Source organism: Stappia sp. (assembly GCF_048261845.1).
Taxonomy (GTDB): domain Bacteria; phylum Pseudomonadota; class Alphaproteobacteria; order Rhizobiales; family Stappiaceae; genus Stappia.
The window spans coordinates 1-15,816 of record NZ_JBLXFR010000007.1 but is presented as its reverse complement, the minus strand read 5'-3'; the positions used below and the strand labels follow the sequence as shown (position 1 = coordinate 15,816).

Genomic DNA, 15,816 nt, shown 5'->3' with positions numbered 1-15,816 from the left:
ACTAGAAGAGCCGTGCAAGCCTGCAGTCGCGAACCCTGTCCGGACGAAGCCGATGTCGCACAACACCTTTGGTCATCTTTTTCGCGTCACGACCTGGGGCGAAAGCCACGGTCCCGGACTTGGCTGTGTCATCGACGGCTGTCCCCCGCTGATCGAGATCTCCGAAGCCGAGATCCAGGCATTTCTCGACAAACGCAAGCCCGGCCAGTCGCGCTTCACCACCCAGCGCCGCGAGGCCGATGCGGTGCGCATCCTGTCCGGCGTGATGAGCGACGACGAGGGCGTGCTGCGCACCACCGGGACGCCCATCTCGCTGATGATCGAGAACACCGACCAGCGCTCCAAGGATTATTCCGAGATCCGCGAGAGCTACCGGCCCGGGCATGCGGATTTCACCTATGACGCCAAATACGGCATTCGCGACTATCGCGGCGGCGGTCGTTCGTCGGCCCGCGAGACGGCCGCGCGCGTGGCGGCCGGCGCCATCGCCCGCAAGGTGATCCCCGGCCTTGTCCTGCGCGGAGCGCTCGTTCAGATCGGCCCGCACAAGGTCGACCGCTCGCGCTGGGACTGGGACGAGATCGGCAACAACCCCTTCTTCTGCCCGGACGCGACCACGGCGGCGCGCTGGTCCGACTATCTCGACCAGATTCGCAAGGACGGGTCTTCTGTCGGCGCCGTCGTCGAGATCGTCGCCGAGGGCGTCCCCGCCGGCCTCGGCGCTCCGATCTACGGCAAGCTCGACCAGGATATCGCGAGCGCCCTGATGTCGATCAACGCGGTCAAGGGTGTTGAGATCGGCAACGGCTTTGAAGCGGCGACACTGACCGGCGAGGAGAACGCGGACGAGATGCGCATCGGTGCCGACGGCCGGCCCGTGTTCCTGACCAACAATGCCGGCGGCGTGCTTGGCGGCATTTCCTCCGGCGAGCCGGTGGTCGCGCGTTTCGCGGTCAAGCCGACCTCCTCGATCCTCACCCCGCGCAAGTCGGTGACGCGCTCGGGCGAGGAAGTCGACGTGCGCACCAAGGGTCGCCACGACCCTTGCGTCGGCATCCGCGCGGTGCCGGTCGGGGAGGCGATGGTCGCCTGCATCCTCGCCGATCACTATCTGCGCCATCGCGGTCAGGTCGGCTGATTTTCAGTATTACTGAATTTCTGATCATTTTTCATTGCCACTGAAGTCATTTCGGTTACAATGCCGGCATGCGACTGGATGCTTGGCTTTCGATCAACAAGGAAACCCGCTCGGCCTTTGCCCGGCGCGCCGGCCTGTCGCCGGCGGCGGTGACGGCCTTGTGCAACGATCCCGGCGTCTGGGTGTCGCGCGACAGCGCGGAACGGATCGCGGCCGCAACCGGCGGTGCCGTGACCCCGAATGACCTTCTCGGCTTGAAAGGATCCAAGGAATTGGACATGTCCCAGACCCGTGTCGCGGAGGCGATCCGCGCATTCGAACGCGGCGAGATGCTCGTCGTTACCGATGATGACGACCGTGAGAACGAGGGCGACCTGGTTGTCGCCGCCTCGCTGATCACGCCTGAACAGATGGCCTTCATGGTCCGCCACACGTCCGGCATTGTCTGCGCGCCGATGACGCGCGAGGCGGCGCGGCGGTTGCGGCTCGATCCGATGGTCGCCGACAATGATGCGCCGCTCTCCACGGCCTTCACCATTTCCGTCGACTATCGCCACGGCCTGACCACCGGCATCTCCGCCGAGGAGCGTTGCTCCACCGTGCGCGGGCTGGCCAATCCGAATGCCGGGGCGGCTGATTTCGCCCGCCCGGGCCACATCTTCCCGCTTGTTGCCCGCGAGGGCGGGGTGCTGATGCGCTCCGGCCATACCGAGGCCGCGGTCGATCTCTGCCGTCTTGCCGGCCAGCCGGAAGTCGGCGTGATTTCGGAGCTGGTCAACGATGACGGCACCGTCAAGCGGGGCGACCAGGTGGTCGCGTTCGCCGCCGAGCACGGACTGAAAGTGGTATCGGTCGCCGATCTCATCTCGTGGCGGCAGCGCATGGAGCGGCTGGTCGAACGGGTTGCCGAGCAGCCTGTCGAGACAATCGCCGGTCCCGCCTATGCGGTCACCTATTCGACGCCCTATGACCCGATGCATCATGTCGCCGTTGTCTATGGCGACATTCTCGACGGTCGCAACGTGCCGGTCCGCCTGCAGCTGGAATCCGTGCTCGACGACGTTTTTGGCGACACGCGGGTGATGGACGACGTCATGCGCGATTTCGCCGCACGCGGCCGGGGCGTGGTCGTCTACCTCCGGGAAGGGTCCGTTGGCGTTGCGCGTCAGGCGCGACGTGCGCGCACCGACCTGATGGCGGCGGAGGACGAGGAGCACCAGTCGGCGCAGGCCCGCGAGGAGCAATGGCGCGAAGTCGGGCTCGGCGCGCAGATACTCAAGGATCTTGGCGTCAACTCGATCACGCTTCTGGCCTCGCGCCAGCGGCATTATGTCGGCCTGGAAGGCTTCGGCATCGTCATTGAGGGTACCGAGATCCGGGAAGGTTAACCCCCGCCCGTCGCCGCTGTCCGGTCTCGCCGGACGGGCAGGCTCGGGCCCGGCGGGTGAGCGGCAAAAAAAGAGGCCGTGCGCAGGCACGGCCTCAAGTCGATCACTGTGCACGTGGCCCCATCGACCACAACCTCTGTTTAGTAGTTTTTGCTCTTCTGTCCATCACCCTCAGGGGTGATGCTGGCGGAGATTTTGCCGGAATATCATCACTTTCGACAGGGGGTGATTTACCTAAGGTTGTGCGGCAATGGCGAAAAGTCTCTCGCGTGCAGCCGTTGCGATGCCGGTTTTCGCGCCGGCGCCGCCGCCTCGCGCGGCCTGGCGACGGGCACCTGCCAGCGGTCCATTTGCGCACTATATGGTCATGGTGGTATTGAGCGGCTAGGCGAGAGCCGCGCGAGCGGCGCCTGAACCGAGCCGCGAACCTTTGGGACTGCCCACGTGTACAAACGCCCCGACACCCCGCTTCTGGACGCAGTGGCAACCCCGCACGATTTGCGGCGGCTGCCGGAGCGCGACCTGCGACAGTTTGCCGATGAATTGCGCGCGGAGGTGATCGATGCCGTCTCGGTGACCGGCGGCCATCTGGGCGCGGGTCTTGGCGTCGTCGAACTGACCACGGCGCTCCACTATGTCTTCGACACGCCGGACGACCGGCTGATCTGGGATGTTGGCCATCAGTGCTATCCCCACAAGATCCTGACCGGCCGGCGCGACCGCATTCGCACCCTGCGCCAGGGCGGCGGTCTGTCGGGCTTTACCAAGCGCTCCGAGAGCGAATACGACCCCTTCGGCGCGGCCCATTCCTCCACCTCGATTTCCGCCGGCCTCGGCATGGCCGTGGCGCGTGATCTCGAGGGGCGGAAGAACAACATCATCGCCGTTATCGGCGACGGCGCCATGTCGGCGGGCATGGCCTACGAGGCGATGAACAATGCAGGCGCGCAGCATTCCCGCCTGATCGTCATCCTCAACGACAACGACATGTCGATCGCCCCGCCGGTGGGCGCGATGAGTGCCTATCTCGCCCGCCTTGTCTCCGGTCGCACCTACATGACCCTGCGCGATGCGGCCAAGCAGCTCGCCAAGGCGCTGCCGCGCCAGCTCAAGGAAAAGGCCGCCCGGGCGGAGGAATACGCCCGTGGTTTCTGGACCGGAGGCACGCTGTTCGAGGAACTTGGCTTCTACTATGTCGGGCCGGTCGACGGCCACAATCTCGACCATCTCCTGCCGGTGCTGAAGAATGTCCGCGACACCCATCAGGGACCGGTCCTGATCCATGTCGTGACCCGCAAGGGCAAGGGGTATGAACCGGCGGAAAATTCGGCGGACAAGTATCACGGTGTTGCCAAGTTCGACGTCGTCACCGGCAAGCAGTCGAAGCCGAAGGCGAACGCGCCGAGCTATACCCGCGTCTTCGCGGAGAGCCTGATCGAGGAGGCCCGCCACGACGAGCGCATTGTCGGCATCACGGCGGCGATGCCCGACGGCACCGGGCTCGACCTCTTCGGCGAGGTCTACCCCGCCCGCGCCTTCGATGTCGGCATCGCCGAGCAGCATGCCGTCACCTTTGCCGCCGGCATGGCGAGCGAAGGCTACAAGCCCTTCTGCGCCATCTACTCGACCTTCCTGCAGCGCGCCTATGACCAGGTGGTGCATGATGTCGCGATCCAGGGCCTGCCGGTGCGCTTTCCCATCGACCGGGCCGGTCTCGTCGGCGCCGACGGCCCCACCCATGCCGGCAGTTTCGATACCGCCTATCTCGCCTGCCTGCCCGGCTTCGTCGTCATGGCTGCCGGCGACGAGGCGGAACTCCGGCACATGGTGGCAACGGCGGCGGCCTATGACGAGGGGCCGATCTCCTTCCGCTATCCGCGCGGCGAGGGTGTCGGGATCGAACTGCCGCAGCGCGGTGAGGTTCTGGAGATCGGTCGCGGCCGCGTGCTGCGCGAGGGCGGCAAGGTGGCGCTTCTGTCCTTCGGCGGACGGTTGGCCGAGTGTCTGGCCGCGGCTGACGAGCTCGACGCGGCGGGGCTTCCGACCACCGTTGCCGATGCCCGTTTCGCAAAGCCGCTCGACGAGGAATTGATCGTGCGGCTCGCCCGCGAGCATGAGGTTCTTGTGCTCGTCGAGGAAGGCTCCGTCGGCGGTTTCGCCTCCCATGTCCTGCACCGGCTGGCCGAGCGCGGCTTGCTCGAGGCAGGGCTGAAGGTGCGGCCCGTCTGCCTGCCGGACCGCTATCTCGATCACGACAAGCCGGAGCGGATGTATGCCGAGGCCGGGCTCGACGTGAAGGGCATCATGGCAACGGTCTTTTCCGCCCTCGGCAAGGATGCGGCCGGGGCGGCGCGTCTCGCCTGAGCCGGCGGCTCCAGGAGCTATGCGCAAGGGTCGGGACGCCATGCGTCTCGCCGTCATTGACAGTTTCCGCCGAATGTTGAAACGGTCGCCTCGATGCACAGGGCGTCGGCGTCTCGCCGCCGTCGCTTCTTGCGGTTGCGCGAAATCGTCTGAGCGCGCCGACGAGCCAGATCAGGAAAGAGCGCGACCATGGCGCAAACGCTGGCCCCGGTATCGGCCCTTCTCATAGCCATTGCGCTTCTCGTCACCGGGCACGGCCTGCAGAGCACCCTGCTGCCGCTTGCCGGCTCGCAGGCGGGTTTTTCCGATCTCGCGGTCGGCCTGGTGTCGTCGAGCTATTTCTTCGGTCTTGTGCTGGGCTGCCTCGGCGCGCCCTACGTGATCATGCGCGCCGGCCACATCCGCGCCTTCGCGGCGCTGGTGTCGCTGATGTCGGCGGCGGCGATCTTCCATCCCCTGATGGTCGACCCGCTCGCCTGGAGCCTGATCCGCATCGTTTCCGGGTTCTGCCTCGCCGGCTTCTACATGATCGTTGAAAGCTGGCTCAACGAGCAGGCCTCCAACGAAAATCGCGGCACGATCATGTCGATCTACATCGTGCTGGTCTATGCCGCGATGACCGCCGGCCAGATCTCGCTGACGGCGACCGACATTTCCACCTTCGTGCCCTTCGCCATCGCTTCCGTTGCCGTCAGTCTCGCGGTCATCCCGGTGTCGTTGACCACGGCCAACCAGCCGGCACCGATCACGGTGGTGCGCTTTCGTCCGGTCAAGCTCTACCGCAATTCGCCGACGGCGCTGGTCGCCGTGCTGCTGATCGGGGTGACGCAGGGCGCGTTGTGGATGCTGGCGCCGCTTTATGCGATCCAGATCGGCCTTACCACCAACAACGCCGCTTATTTCGCTGCCGCCGTCGTCGGCGCGGGAGCGATCTCGCAGTGGCCCATCGGTCGCCTGTCCGACCGGCTCGACCGGCGCCTCATCCTGCTTGGCCTGGCCGTCAGCGCCGTTTTCGTCAGCATCGTCTTCATGACCGTCCCGATCGGAGGGGTCGGCGTGGCGCTGGTGCTTGCCTTGCTTGCCGGCGTCGCGACACAGCCTGCATATGCGATCGCCGCCTCGCATGCCTTCGACCATGCCGACCGCGACGATTATGTGGAGACGTCGTCGGGCATGAACCTTGCCTTCGGCATCGGTTCGTCCGTCGGGCCGCTCACGGCGTCCCTCTTGATGCAGTCTGTCGGCCCCTGGGGGCTGTTCCTGCAGGTTGCCATCATCCAGGGCATCATGGCCCTTTACATCTTCACACGCCTGTTCCAGCGGGCCGCACTGCCGGTGGAAGACAAGACCGATTTCGACTACGCCGCCTCGGCCCAGGTCGGTACGGTCCTGTCGCCCGAGCCGCTCGACCTCGAGGATCCCTATGTCATCCCGCCGGAGGAATTCCCGGCCTATGACTACGAACGGGATGCGGAGACAGGCCAGGACGACGGCGCGGTGATGGAGGAGCACTTCTCCCTCGGCCCCGAAAACGTCGAGGATGACGCGGCAGCGGAGCCCGGACCCGACGAGCGCGACGCGGTCATGCCCTCCCGCTGAGCGGCACCCGGCCGGCCACGACCTGCCAGCCTCCGCATGCGGCAAATCATCCCTCGACCTTGGCCGGGTGCTGGGGCATTGTCCCGCCGATGACGAGAGACACGATGCTCCTGCAACTGTTCAGACGCGAGGCGCTGCCGCTGGCGGTGCTCTGCGCGCTGGCGCTTGTCGTCCAGCTCGTTGCCGGCACCATGGCCGCGGCCGCGACAAGCGGCGACAGCGGGCTCGATGTGCTTTGCATCAGCGGGCAGGTATCCGATGGCGATGTGCCGCCGTCCCCCGGTCACGGCACCGGGCTTTGCCCCTGCGGCCCCGTCTGTCCGCATGGCGCGACCTGTCTGGCAGGCGGCTGTGCGCCCGCTGCCGCGTCGGTACGCCCGGCGCCTTCAGGTCGCTCACCGCTCTTCATCGTGCGGGACATGCCGCCGCGCGCGCGTACGCTGCTGGCATCCGGCGGTATCCGCGCGCCGCCCGCTCCGGTTTCATTGCCCTCTTGAGCCACGCCCACCCGCGTGGAACGACTGCAATCGAAACACGGAAAATCACATGACCTTCTTGAAGACCGCCGCGACCTGCGCGGCCCTTGCCCTGTCCGTTCTCGTCGCCTCTCCGGCGCTTGCCCATGATACCAAGACCGTCGGCGACATCACCGTCTCCTCTCCCTGGACCCGGGCGACGCCGCCCCGCGCCAGGGCAGGCGGCGGGTTCGTCACCATCGTCAATGCAGGCGGCGAGGACCGCCTCGTTTCCGCTTCCGCGAATGTTTCCACGCGGACGGAGCTTCACGAGATGACCGTGACAGACGGTGTCATGAAGATGCGCGAGATGGCGGATGGCATTCCGGTTCCCGCCGGCGGGACGCTTGAACTGAAGCCCGGCAGCTATCACGTCATGTTCTTCGACCTCACCGGGCCGTTGAAGGAAGGCGAGAACGTTCCGGTGACGCTGACCTTCGAGAAGGCCGGCGAGGTCACGGTCGACTTCAAGGTCGAGCGCATCGGCGCCAAGGGGCCGGAGCATGGCGAACATGGCGGCGACCAGATGCGGAACGGCGACATGGACCACAGCAAGATGGACCACGGCGTTGATGCCGGCCACATGAAACACGACAAGTCGAAGGATTGAGACGAACATGTCAGGATTGAAGATCCTGCGCTATGTGGCATGGGCGGCGGTGGCCGTCCTGCTTGGCGCCATCGGGTTCGTGACTGCCCAGCACTATCTCGGCCCCAAGGACGGGGGACTGCTGTCGCCCGTCGCCTCCATCGGCGGCCCCTTCACGATGGTTGACGCGGCCGCCGGCCGCACCGTCACCGAAGCGGATTTCAAGGGCAAGCCGACGGCCTATTTCTTCGGCTTCACCTTCTGCCCGGATGTCTGCCCGACGACGCTTGCCGAGACGCAGATGTGGATCGAGAAGCTCGGGGCCGACGCCGACAAGGTGAACTTCGCCTTCGTCTCCGTCGATCCGGAGCGCGACACGCCCGAGGTGATGCGCGACTACGTTGCCGCGTTCGACGACCGCATCCGCCCCCTGACCGGCTCTGCCGAACAGGTCGAGGCGATGCTCAAGGCGTACCGGGTCTATGCGCGCAAGGTGCCGCTCGACGACGGGGACTACACGATGGATCATTCGGCCGCGGTCTTCCTCATGGATTCCGACAACCGCTTCGTCGGCACCATCGCCTACGAAGAGGCCCCGGAAAACGCCATGGCCAAACTGCGCCGCCTGATCGATAATGCGGGCTGACCGTCGCACCTGACACGGACCCTGAGAGATGCGCTCCGACCTGATGCTCCCTGCCGGCATTTTCTTCGCCGCCGCCTTTGCGGCCAGCGGGTTGCTGTGGTGGGTCTACGGGGAGCGCATCTATGTCGACCGGTTGCTCACCGGCATCGCCAACTGCTTCTGAACGGCGGCTTTCATGGCGGACAGGGATCGGCTTGACCAGCTCCTGGTGACGCGCGGCCTGGTCGAAACCCGGGCGCGGGCCCGCGACGCCATCCTGCGCGGCCATGTCCGCGTCGACGGCCTTGCCGTTGAAAAGCCTGGCCAGAAGGTTGCCGTCGATGCCGGGCTGTCGGTCGACGATCCGGCCGGAAACTATGTCTCGCGTTCAGCGCTCAAGCTGAAGGCGGGGCTGGAGCGTTTCGCCATCGACGTGGCGGGGAAGGTGGCGCTTGACCTCGGCGCCTCGACCGGCGGTTTCACCCAGGTTCTGGTCGAGGCGGGTGCCCTTCGCGTCCATGCCATCGATGTCGGGCATGACCAGCTTCACGAGCGGATCGCGGCACTGCCGCAGGTGCGCCGCCGCGACGGGATCAATGCGCGCGCGCTCACCTCCGCCGATCTCGATGGCGATGCGCCGGAAATCGTCGTCTCCGACATGAGCTTCATCTCGCTGCGCCTTGCCCTGCCGCCGGCGCTTGCGCTTGCCGCGCCCGGGGCGCTGGGGCTGTTTCTGGTCAAGCCGCAATTCGAGGCCGGCCGGAGGGCGGTCGGCAAGGGCGGACTGGTCGACCCGCAAACCGGCGAGACGGTCGCCCGCGATCTGGCCGGCTGGCTCGGCGAACAGCCCGGCTGGTCCGCTGTCGGCCTTGCGCCATCGCCGATTGCCGGCGGCGACGGCAACGCCGAATGGCTGCTTGCCGGGGCGAAGGCCGGCTGAGCCGCGTTCACCGCGCTTGCGCTTGCCGGTTCAAAGGCCTAATCGGGCGCGATGAGCAAAGACAATCTTCTTGAGATCACCGCCCTTGCCCACAAGGGCGAGGGCAGGGCGGAGACATCCGAGGGCCCGGTCCATGTCCCCTTCGCGCTGCCTGGCGAGACGGTGCGCGTGGTCCGCGAGGGCACACGCGCCCGCATGGTCGAGGTGGTGACGCAATCCCCCGACAGGGTCGAGCCCGCCTGTCCGCATTTCGGCACCTGCGGGGGCTGCGCCCTCCAGCACATGGCGCTTCCGGCGCAACTGGAATGGAAGCGGGGGCAGGTCGTTGCCGCCCTTGCCTCCAGGGGGCTGGAAGACTGGGCGTCCCTGGTCGAGCCGACGGTCGACGCGGGCGGGGCGGGCCGCCGCCGCGCGGTCTTCGCCGCTGCACGCGCCGGATCCCGCATTCTCCTCGGCTTTCACGAGCGTGCTAGCCACCGTCTCGTCGATATCGGAACCTGTCCGGTACTCGTGCCGGAGCTGTCCGGCCTGCTGCCGGTGCTGAAATCGCTCTCTGCCCGCGTCATGCCGCGCAAGGGCGAGGTGACGCTGACGGTGCTTGCCACGCCGAACGGCGCCGACCTGGCATTGACCTCGACCGCGCGAACCGAGCCGCGGGCCATGGCCGGCCTCATTGAAGAGGCGATGGCAGCCGGGATCGCCCGCCTGTCGCTCAACGGCGAGGTGCTTGTGGAGGCCCGCCCGCCGGAGCTTCTGATGGACGGTGTGACGGTCGTGCCGCCGCCGGGCAGCTTCGTGCAGGCAACATCGGTCGGTGAGCAGGCGCTGGTCGAGCGTGTCGTCGCCGGTGTCGGCAAGGCGCGCAAGGTTGCCGATCTCTTCTGCGGGTCGGGCACCTTCGCGCTTCGCCTTGCCCGCAAGGCGACCATCCGCGCGGTGGAAGGCGAGAAACCGGCCCTGGCGGCGCTCGACAAGGCGATGCGCGGCGGCGCGGGCGCCCTGCGCCAGATTCATACCGAACGGCGTGACCTGATGCGCAACCCGCTCACCGCCGGCGAGCTCGACGATTTCGGCAGGGGCATGGAGGCGGTTGTCTTCGATCCCCCGCGCGCCGGGGCCGAGGCGCAGGCCCGGGAGATCGCCCGTTCGAAGGTACCCGTCGTCGTGGCGGTGTCCTGCAATCCGGCGACGCTGGCGCGCGATCTGCGCATTCTCGCCGATGGCGGCTATCGGCCGCGCTCCATCCTTCCGGTGGATCAGTTCCGTCATTCGCCCCATATTGAGGTTGTGGTGGTTCTGTCGCGCGGTTGAGGAAACCAACCGCCCGGCAGCGAAGAGGCGGGAAAGCTGATGGGTGACGCAAGCCTTGCCGGTCGTGCCTTCGATTGGGCCCGCAGGGCGCGCTATGTCGCGCGCCAGGGCTCGCGTGTCGTCTGGTTCGCGGCCCACGGAGAAGTGGCGCAGGCAATCTCCCGCCGGGTGGTCCGCAAGGCCCGCCTGGAGCGGGGCGGGGAGGCGGTCTCCACACAGGCACCGAAGCCGGCGCGAAAGACGTCGACCCCCGACCTCAGGCGGCTCTTCTCCCAGATCGCGGCGCTGTTCGCCCGCGACCTCGCCAATATCGAGGCCGGCCATTATCCGGTTCCCGAAGGAGAGTTCGGTCCTCCGCGCGCGTTTCTCGATCTCAGCCGCAGCTTTCTTGCCGATGTGCCCAAGGTCGCCAGGCGCCGCGTCAGCGACGCCCATCAGGAGGTGTTCGACGCCACCCGGGAGGCGGCCCGGGGTCTGCCGCGCTACTATCGGCAGAACTTCCATTTCCAGACGGATGGCTGGCTGTCACGCGACAGTGCCCGCATCTACGATTTCCAGGTCGAGGTTCTGTTCAAGGGAGCGACGGCGGCCATGCGCCGGCAGGGGCTCGTGCATCTGTCGGAACTCCTGCGGCTGAAGGACCAGCGCCATGTCGCCTATGCCGACATTGCCTGTGGCACGGGCGGGCTGCTCGCCCCCGCGCTTGCCGCATTTCCGCGCCTGCGCGGCGTCGGTGTCGACCTGTCGGAGCCCTATCTGGCGCATGCCCGCGAGGCGCTGTCGGCGCCGCACCGCCGCCGAGCCGGCTTTGTCAATGCCAACGCGGAGGCGCTTCCCTTTGCGGATGACAGCCTCGACGCGGTGAGCTGCGTCTATCTTTTCCACGAACTGCCGCCAAAGGTTCGGGCCACCGTCGCCGCCGAACTGGGCAGGGTGCTGAAACCGGGCGGGCGCCTGATCTTCATCGACAGTCTGCAGCGCGGCGACCTGCCGGAAAACGACGGGTTGCTGGACCTCTTCCCCGACCTGTTCCACGAGCCCTATTATCGCAGCTATCTGGTGGAGGATCTCGACGCGCTTTTCGCCGCGGGCAGGCTGCGCCGGCGGGACCTGTCCTCCGCCTTTCTTTCCCGCGTCGCGCTTTACGAGAAGGTGTAGACGGGGCGAACCGCGCCGCCGTCAGTCGACGTCGAGCGGGGCGGTTCCGGACGCGCTGCCATCCTCGGCAAGCTGGATCTTTTCCACCTTGGCTTCGGCCGACTTCAGCAGCGTGTCGCAATGACGGCGCAGGGCATCGCCGCGCGAGTAGAGCTGGATGCTTTCCTCAAGCGGCACGTCGCCACGCTCCAGCCGGCCGACAATGGTCTCCAGCTCTTTGAGCGCTGCTTCGAAGGCAAGCGCGGCGATCTCCGGTTCGATCTCGTCTCGGCTCACGCAGGGGCTCCGGGGTCCGTGGCTGGTGTCATCGGTTGCGCGTGCGATCCTAGAGGCGGTGGCCGGCCCGGGCAAGCAGCGGCGCATGCCCTTCTGCGCACAGCCTGTGGACAGGCCCTGCGCCGGAAGGCGGGCAAAGCGCCTGCCTCAGGCCTTCATCAGCGTCATGACATGGGCGGCGGCGGAGCGGGCGAGCCCCTCGAGGTCGTACCCGCCTTCCAGCAGCGAGACCACCTTGCCGCCGCTGTGCCGGTCGGCGATGTCCATCAGCCTCAAGGTGGCCCAGGCGAAATCCGCCTCGACCAGGTTGAGCCCGCCGAGCGGATCGCGTTGATGGGCGTCGAACCCGGCGGAGATGATCACCAGATCCGGCCGGAAGATCTCCAGCCGGGGGAGGATCGCAACCGTCATTGCCTCGCGGAACTCCTCGCCGCCGTCGCCGGCGGCAAGCGGGGCGTTGACGATCGTGTCCGCTTCGCCGCGTTCGCTGGCGGCGCCCGATCCCGGATAGAGCGGCATCTGGTGCGTCGAGCAATACATCACGCTCGGGTCGTTCCAGAAGATGTCCTGGGTGCCGTTGCCGTGATGCACGTCGAAATCGATGATCGCGACCCGCTCCGCGCCGTGTGTTTCCTGCGCGTGCCGGGCGGCGATGGCGGCGTTGTTGAAGAAGCAGAAGCCCATCGCGCGGGCTGTCTCGGCGTGATGTCCGGGCGGGCGCGAGGCGCAGAACGCGTTGCTGACCTTGCCTTCCATCACCTCGTCGACCGCACGGCAGGCGGCACCGACGCCGCGCATCGCCGCCTCCCAGCTTCCCGGCGACATGGTTGTGTCCGCGTCGATGCGCACCAGCCCGTCTGTCGGCGCTGCGTTGTGCAGCATGTCGATGTAGGAGGACGGGTGGACGCGGGCGATGTCGGCGATCCGGCCCATCGGGGCCATGTCCCGCTGCAGGGTCTGGAAGCGCTCATGCTCGAGGATGCGGTCAATTGCCCGGATCCGGTCCGGCCGCTCGGGATGACCGACCGGTGTCAAATGGTCGAGATAGGCGGAATGGTGCAGGTAGAGCGTTCCCAAGAGTGCTTCCTTGCGCGGGCCATTGTCGTTGCTGGCGTTTCGGGCCCATCTGACCGGCCGCCCGTGCGACTGTCAATGAGCGAGCGCAAACCGCCGGGCAAGCGCCGTGTCGGGTCATGATGGCCGGGGCAGGGGAAGAGGAGCTGACGGACAAAAGAAAGCCGGGGCGGCATCCGACTGCCGGCCCCGGTGAAAGGTGCGGGCATGACAAGGCCCGTAGGGGAGGTCCGCTGCATCGCCTGTGAAGGCAATTATAATACTAATTGATTCGCCGGCTTTTCAGAAGGCATATTGCAAAAAAAGAGAAATTTCATCTTGGAGTTGTGATTTATCTTACGCAGCGTGAAGCGTAATTACCTGTAAAAAATATCAGTATTCGACGTGCTCATCTGCAAGGATCCGCGGGCCCGCGCAATTGCCACGGGGCGGATGTCACGGGCGCGGCGCGGCTGCCCGTCGCAGCCGGTCGTTGATGGCCTCGCCAAGGCCGGTGTCCGGCACGGGCATTGCCGCGATGCGATCTGCGCCGCTCGCATCGAGCGTCCGCATTGCGGTGAAGAGCCGCGCGGCTGCCTCACGCAATTCGCCCCGGACGCTCAGTTGCACGATTGTTCCGGCCTTGTCCGCGCCAGGCGGCAGCTCGGGACCGAAGGCGAGCAGCGCTTCGCCGGGCTCGACATGGGTGGCGTCAAGCCGCAGGGCCGCGCGCGGGGCGTAGTGAGAGGAGAGCATGCCGGGCGCATCCGGTGCGTCATCGGGCCGGACGAGGGGCGGGGCAAGCTTTTCGCCGAGCACGGCCTCGATGGCCTGCCGCTCGATGCCGCCGGGACGCAGCAGGCGCGGGCGTTCGTCGGTCAGCGCGATGATGGTGGATTCCACTCCGACCGGGGTCGGTCCGGCGTCGATGAGCAGTGCCAGCCGGTCGCCCAGGTCGCCGGCCACGGCCTCCGCCGTGGTGCCGCTGATGCGTCCCGACCGGTTGGCGCTGGGAGCCGCGATGGGCCGGCCGCTTGCCTGCGCCAGATCGCGCATGATCGCCGCTGCCGGCACCCGCAGGGCCAGGCTTGGCAGACCCGCCGTCGCAAGGTCGCACACCGTGCTGTCGGCGCGCTTCGGCAGCACCATCGTCAGCGGGCCCGGCCAGAAGGCATCGGCCAGCACCCGCGCGCGGGTGTCGAACAATGCGTGACGCTCCGCCGCTTCCACCGATTCGACATGGGCGATCAGCGGGTTGAAACTGGGCCGGCCCTTCGCCGCGTAGATGTCGGCGCAGGCAAGTGCGTTGGACGCATCGGCGGCAAGCCCGTAGACCGTTTCCGTCGGTATGGCGACAAGCCGCCCGGCGACGAGATCCGCCACCGCCGCCTCGAAAGCGGTCGTGCCGAGCCAGTTCTCCTCGCGGGGGTCGATCTGCCAGCGGCGCATGGCCTCGTTCACTCCGTAGCGTGTTGTCGTGCATTGGGCGCGGGCGGATGCCGTCCGTGCCGGCCTGCGTCAAAAGCGGGAGGCATTGCCGCAACGTCACCGATTGACGTGCACGTCAACACAGACCATCCTCGCGCCCAAACACAAATCCCCGGCGGTTCTGCGGCCTGCGCCGCTCTTCGTCAAGCCGCCGGCCAGAGCCTGCCAGGGAGTGAAACATGTATCGTGCCCCAGTTTCGGAGATCGCCTTCACGTTGAAGCACGTGGCGGGCCTTGCCGATGTGCTTGCCCATGCGGAGCACGCCGAGGTTTCCGACGATCTTGTGGACGCGATCCTTGAGGAGGCGGGGCGTTTCGCGGCCGAGGAAATCGCACCGCTCAATGCTCCCGGCGACCGTGTTGGCGCCAAACTGGAAAACGGCGAGGTCACCATGCCGCCGGGCTGGCGCGAGGCCTACCGTGCCTGGGCGCAAGGAGGCTGGAACTCGCTCACCGGCTCACCGGAATTCGGCGGCCAGGGCCTGCCGATGATGCTGCATGCGGCGGCGCTCGAGATGTGGAACTCCGGCTCCATGGCCTTCGCCATCGGCCCGACGCTGACCATGGGCGCGGTCGAGGCGCTGGAAAAGCACGCCAGCCGCGAATTGCAGGAGACCTACCTGCCGAAGCTCATTTCGGGCGAATGGATGGGGACGATGAACCTGACGGAGCCGCAGGCCGGCTCCGACCTCAACGCGCTGCGCGCGCGCGCCGAGCCCGTCGGAGACGGCACCTACCGCATCTTCGGGCAGAAGATCTTCATCACCTTCGGCGAGCAGGACTTCACCGACAACATCGTCCATCTGGTGCTCGCCCGCCTGCCGGACGCACCCGCCGGCACGCGCGGCATCTCGCTCTTTCTCGTTCCGAAGTTCTTCGTCGAAGCCGACGGATCGCTGGGTGCGCGCAACGACGTGCGCTGCGCCGGCATCGAGCACAAGCTCGGCATCCATGCCTCGCCCACCTGCACCATGGTCTATGGCGATGAGGGCGGTGCCGTCGGCTGGCTGATCGGCGAGGAGAACCGCGGCCTCGCCTGCATGTTCACGATGATGAACAACGCCCGCCTGTCTGTCGGCATCCAGGGCCTCGGCGTTGCCGAGCGTGCCACCCAGCAGGCGCTTGCCTATGCGAACGAGCGTCGCCAGGGGCGCGTTGCCGGCGACACCGGCGAGGGCATGAGCCCGATTGCCGGTCATCCGGACGTTCGCCGCACGCTGCTTGCCATGCAGGCCTGGACGCAGGTCGCCCGTGCGGCCTGCTTCACCAACGCGCATGCCATCGACATGGCGCGGCTCGCCGGCGATGCGGATGCCCGCACCCGCTGGAGCGAGCGGGCGGCGGCGCTGGCGCCGATCGGCGGGGCGCTGCG

General features: G+C 67.1%; 15 protein-coding genes. 12 read left to right on the top strand and 3 right to left on the bottom strand.

Annotation, left to right across the window (positions count from 1 at the left end; all coding sequences use genetic code 11):
* The first annotated feature begins 52 nt into the window (after positions 1 to 52).
* From aroC to ACN0T5_RS04840, 11 genes are all read left to right on the top strand, one after another.
* Positions 53 to 1,138, top strand: coding sequence for a chorismate synthase (gene aroC / locus ACN0T5_RS04890; protein WP_417767499.1), 1,086 nt, complete (start codon positions 53 to 55; stop codon positions 1,136 to 1,138).
* A 68-nt stretch (positions 1,139 to 1,206) separates the two neighbouring features.
* Entirely contained in the window at positions 1,207 to 2,526 is a 1,320-nt protein-coding gene (ribB, locus tag ACN0T5_RS04885; RefSeq protein ID WP_417767498.1) for a 3,4-dihydroxy-2-butanone-4-phosphate synthase, read from the top strand.
* A gap of 444 nt (positions 2,527 to 2,970) precedes the next feature.
* Positions 2,971 to 4,890 (top strand): 1-deoxy-D-xylulose-5-phosphate synthase, encoded by a 1,920-nt coding sequence (gene dxs / locus ACN0T5_RS04880; protein WP_417767497.1) that lies wholly within the window; start codon positions 2,971 to 2,973, stop codon positions 4,888 to 4,890.
* 189 nt (positions 4,891 to 5,079) lie between these two features.
* Positions 5,080 to 6,489: an MFS transporter gene (locus ACN0T5_RS04875; RefSeq protein WP_417767496.1), complete on the top strand. Its 1,410-nt coding sequence runs from the start codon at positions 5,080 to 5,082 to the stop codon at positions 6,487 to 6,489.
* A 104-nt stretch (positions 6,490 to 6,593) separates the two neighbouring features.
* A complete protein-coding gene (locus tag ACN0T5_RS04870) occupies positions 6,594 to 6,986 on the top strand; it encodes a hypothetical protein (protein ID WP_417767495.1) in 393 nt (130 codons plus the stop codon).
* Between the two features lie 49 nt (positions 6,987 to 7,035).
* Positions 7,036 to 7,614, top strand: coding sequence for a copper chaperone PCu(A)C (locus ACN0T5_RS04865; RefSeq protein ID WP_417767494.1), 579 nt, complete (start codon positions 7,036 to 7,038; stop codon positions 7,612 to 7,614).
* A gap of 7 nt (positions 7,615 to 7,621) precedes the next feature.
* Positions 7,622 to 8,239, top strand: coding sequence for an SCO family protein (locus tag ACN0T5_RS04860; RefSeq protein ID WP_417767493.1), 618 nt, complete (start codon positions 7,622 to 7,624; stop codon positions 8,237 to 8,239).
* A gap of 28 nt (positions 8,240 to 8,267) precedes the next feature.
* The gene (locus ACN0T5_RS04855) at positions 8,268 to 8,402 is read left to right on the top strand and encodes a hypothetical protein (protein WP_306027183.1); all 135 of its coding nucleotides are present in this window, start codon (positions 8,268 to 8,270) and stop codon (positions 8,400 to 8,402) included.
* Positions 8,403 to 8,414: 12 nt separating this feature from the next.
* Positions 8,415 to 9,158: a TlyA family RNA methyltransferase gene (locus ACN0T5_RS04850; RefSeq protein ID WP_417767492.1), complete on the top strand. Its 744-nt coding sequence runs from the start codon at positions 8,415 to 8,417 to the stop codon at positions 9,156 to 9,158.
* Between the two features lie 51 nt (positions 9,159 to 9,209).
* Positions 9,210 to 10,469 carry a class I SAM-dependent RNA methyltransferase gene (locus tag ACN0T5_RS04845; protein ID WP_417767491.1) on the top strand — a complete coding sequence of 420 codons (1,260 nt, stop codon included), beginning with the start codon at positions 9,210 to 9,212 and terminating at the stop codon, positions 10,467 to 10,469.
* A gap of 39 nt (positions 10,470 to 10,508) precedes the next feature.
* Positions 10,509 to 11,627, top strand: a complete 1,119-nt coding sequence (locus ACN0T5_RS04840) for a class I SAM-dependent methyltransferase (RefSeq protein WP_417767490.1) — start codon at positions 10,509 to 10,511, stop codon at positions 11,625 to 11,627.
* 21 nt (positions 11,628 to 11,648) lie between these two features.
* On the opposite strand, the gene ACN0T5_RS04835 is transcribed toward ACN0T5_RS04840, so the two are convergent.
* The 3 genes from ACN0T5_RS04835 to ACN0T5_RS04825 form a co-directional block, all read right to left on the bottom strand.
* Positions 11,649 to 11,903 carry an exodeoxyribonuclease VII small subunit gene (locus tag ACN0T5_RS04835; protein ID WP_417767489.1) on the bottom strand — a complete coding sequence of 85 codons (255 nt, stop codon included), beginning with the start codon at positions 11,901 to 11,903 and terminating at the stop codon, positions 11,649 to 11,651.
* Between the two features lie 147 nt (positions 11,904 to 12,050).
* Positions 12,051 to 12,980: a histone deacetylase family protein gene (locus ACN0T5_RS04830; RefSeq protein ID WP_417767488.1), complete on the bottom strand. Its 930-nt coding sequence runs from the start codon at positions 12,978 to 12,980 to the stop codon at positions 12,051 to 12,053.
* Between the two features lie 432 nt (positions 12,981 to 13,412).
* Positions 13,413 to 14,405 carry an L-threonylcarbamoyladenylate synthase gene (locus ACN0T5_RS04825; protein ID WP_417767487.1) on the bottom strand — a complete coding sequence of 331 codons (993 nt, stop codon included), beginning with the start codon at positions 14,403 to 14,405 and terminating at the stop codon, positions 13,413 to 13,415.
* A gap of 218 nt (positions 14,406 to 14,623) precedes the next feature.
* Between ACN0T5_RS04825 and ACN0T5_RS04820 the strand changes: the two genes are divergently transcribed.
* A partial coding sequence (locus ACN0T5_RS04820; RefSeq protein ID WP_417767486.1) for an acyl-CoA dehydrogenase family protein occupies positions 14,624 to 15,816 on the top strand: 1,193 nt, incomplete at its 3' end.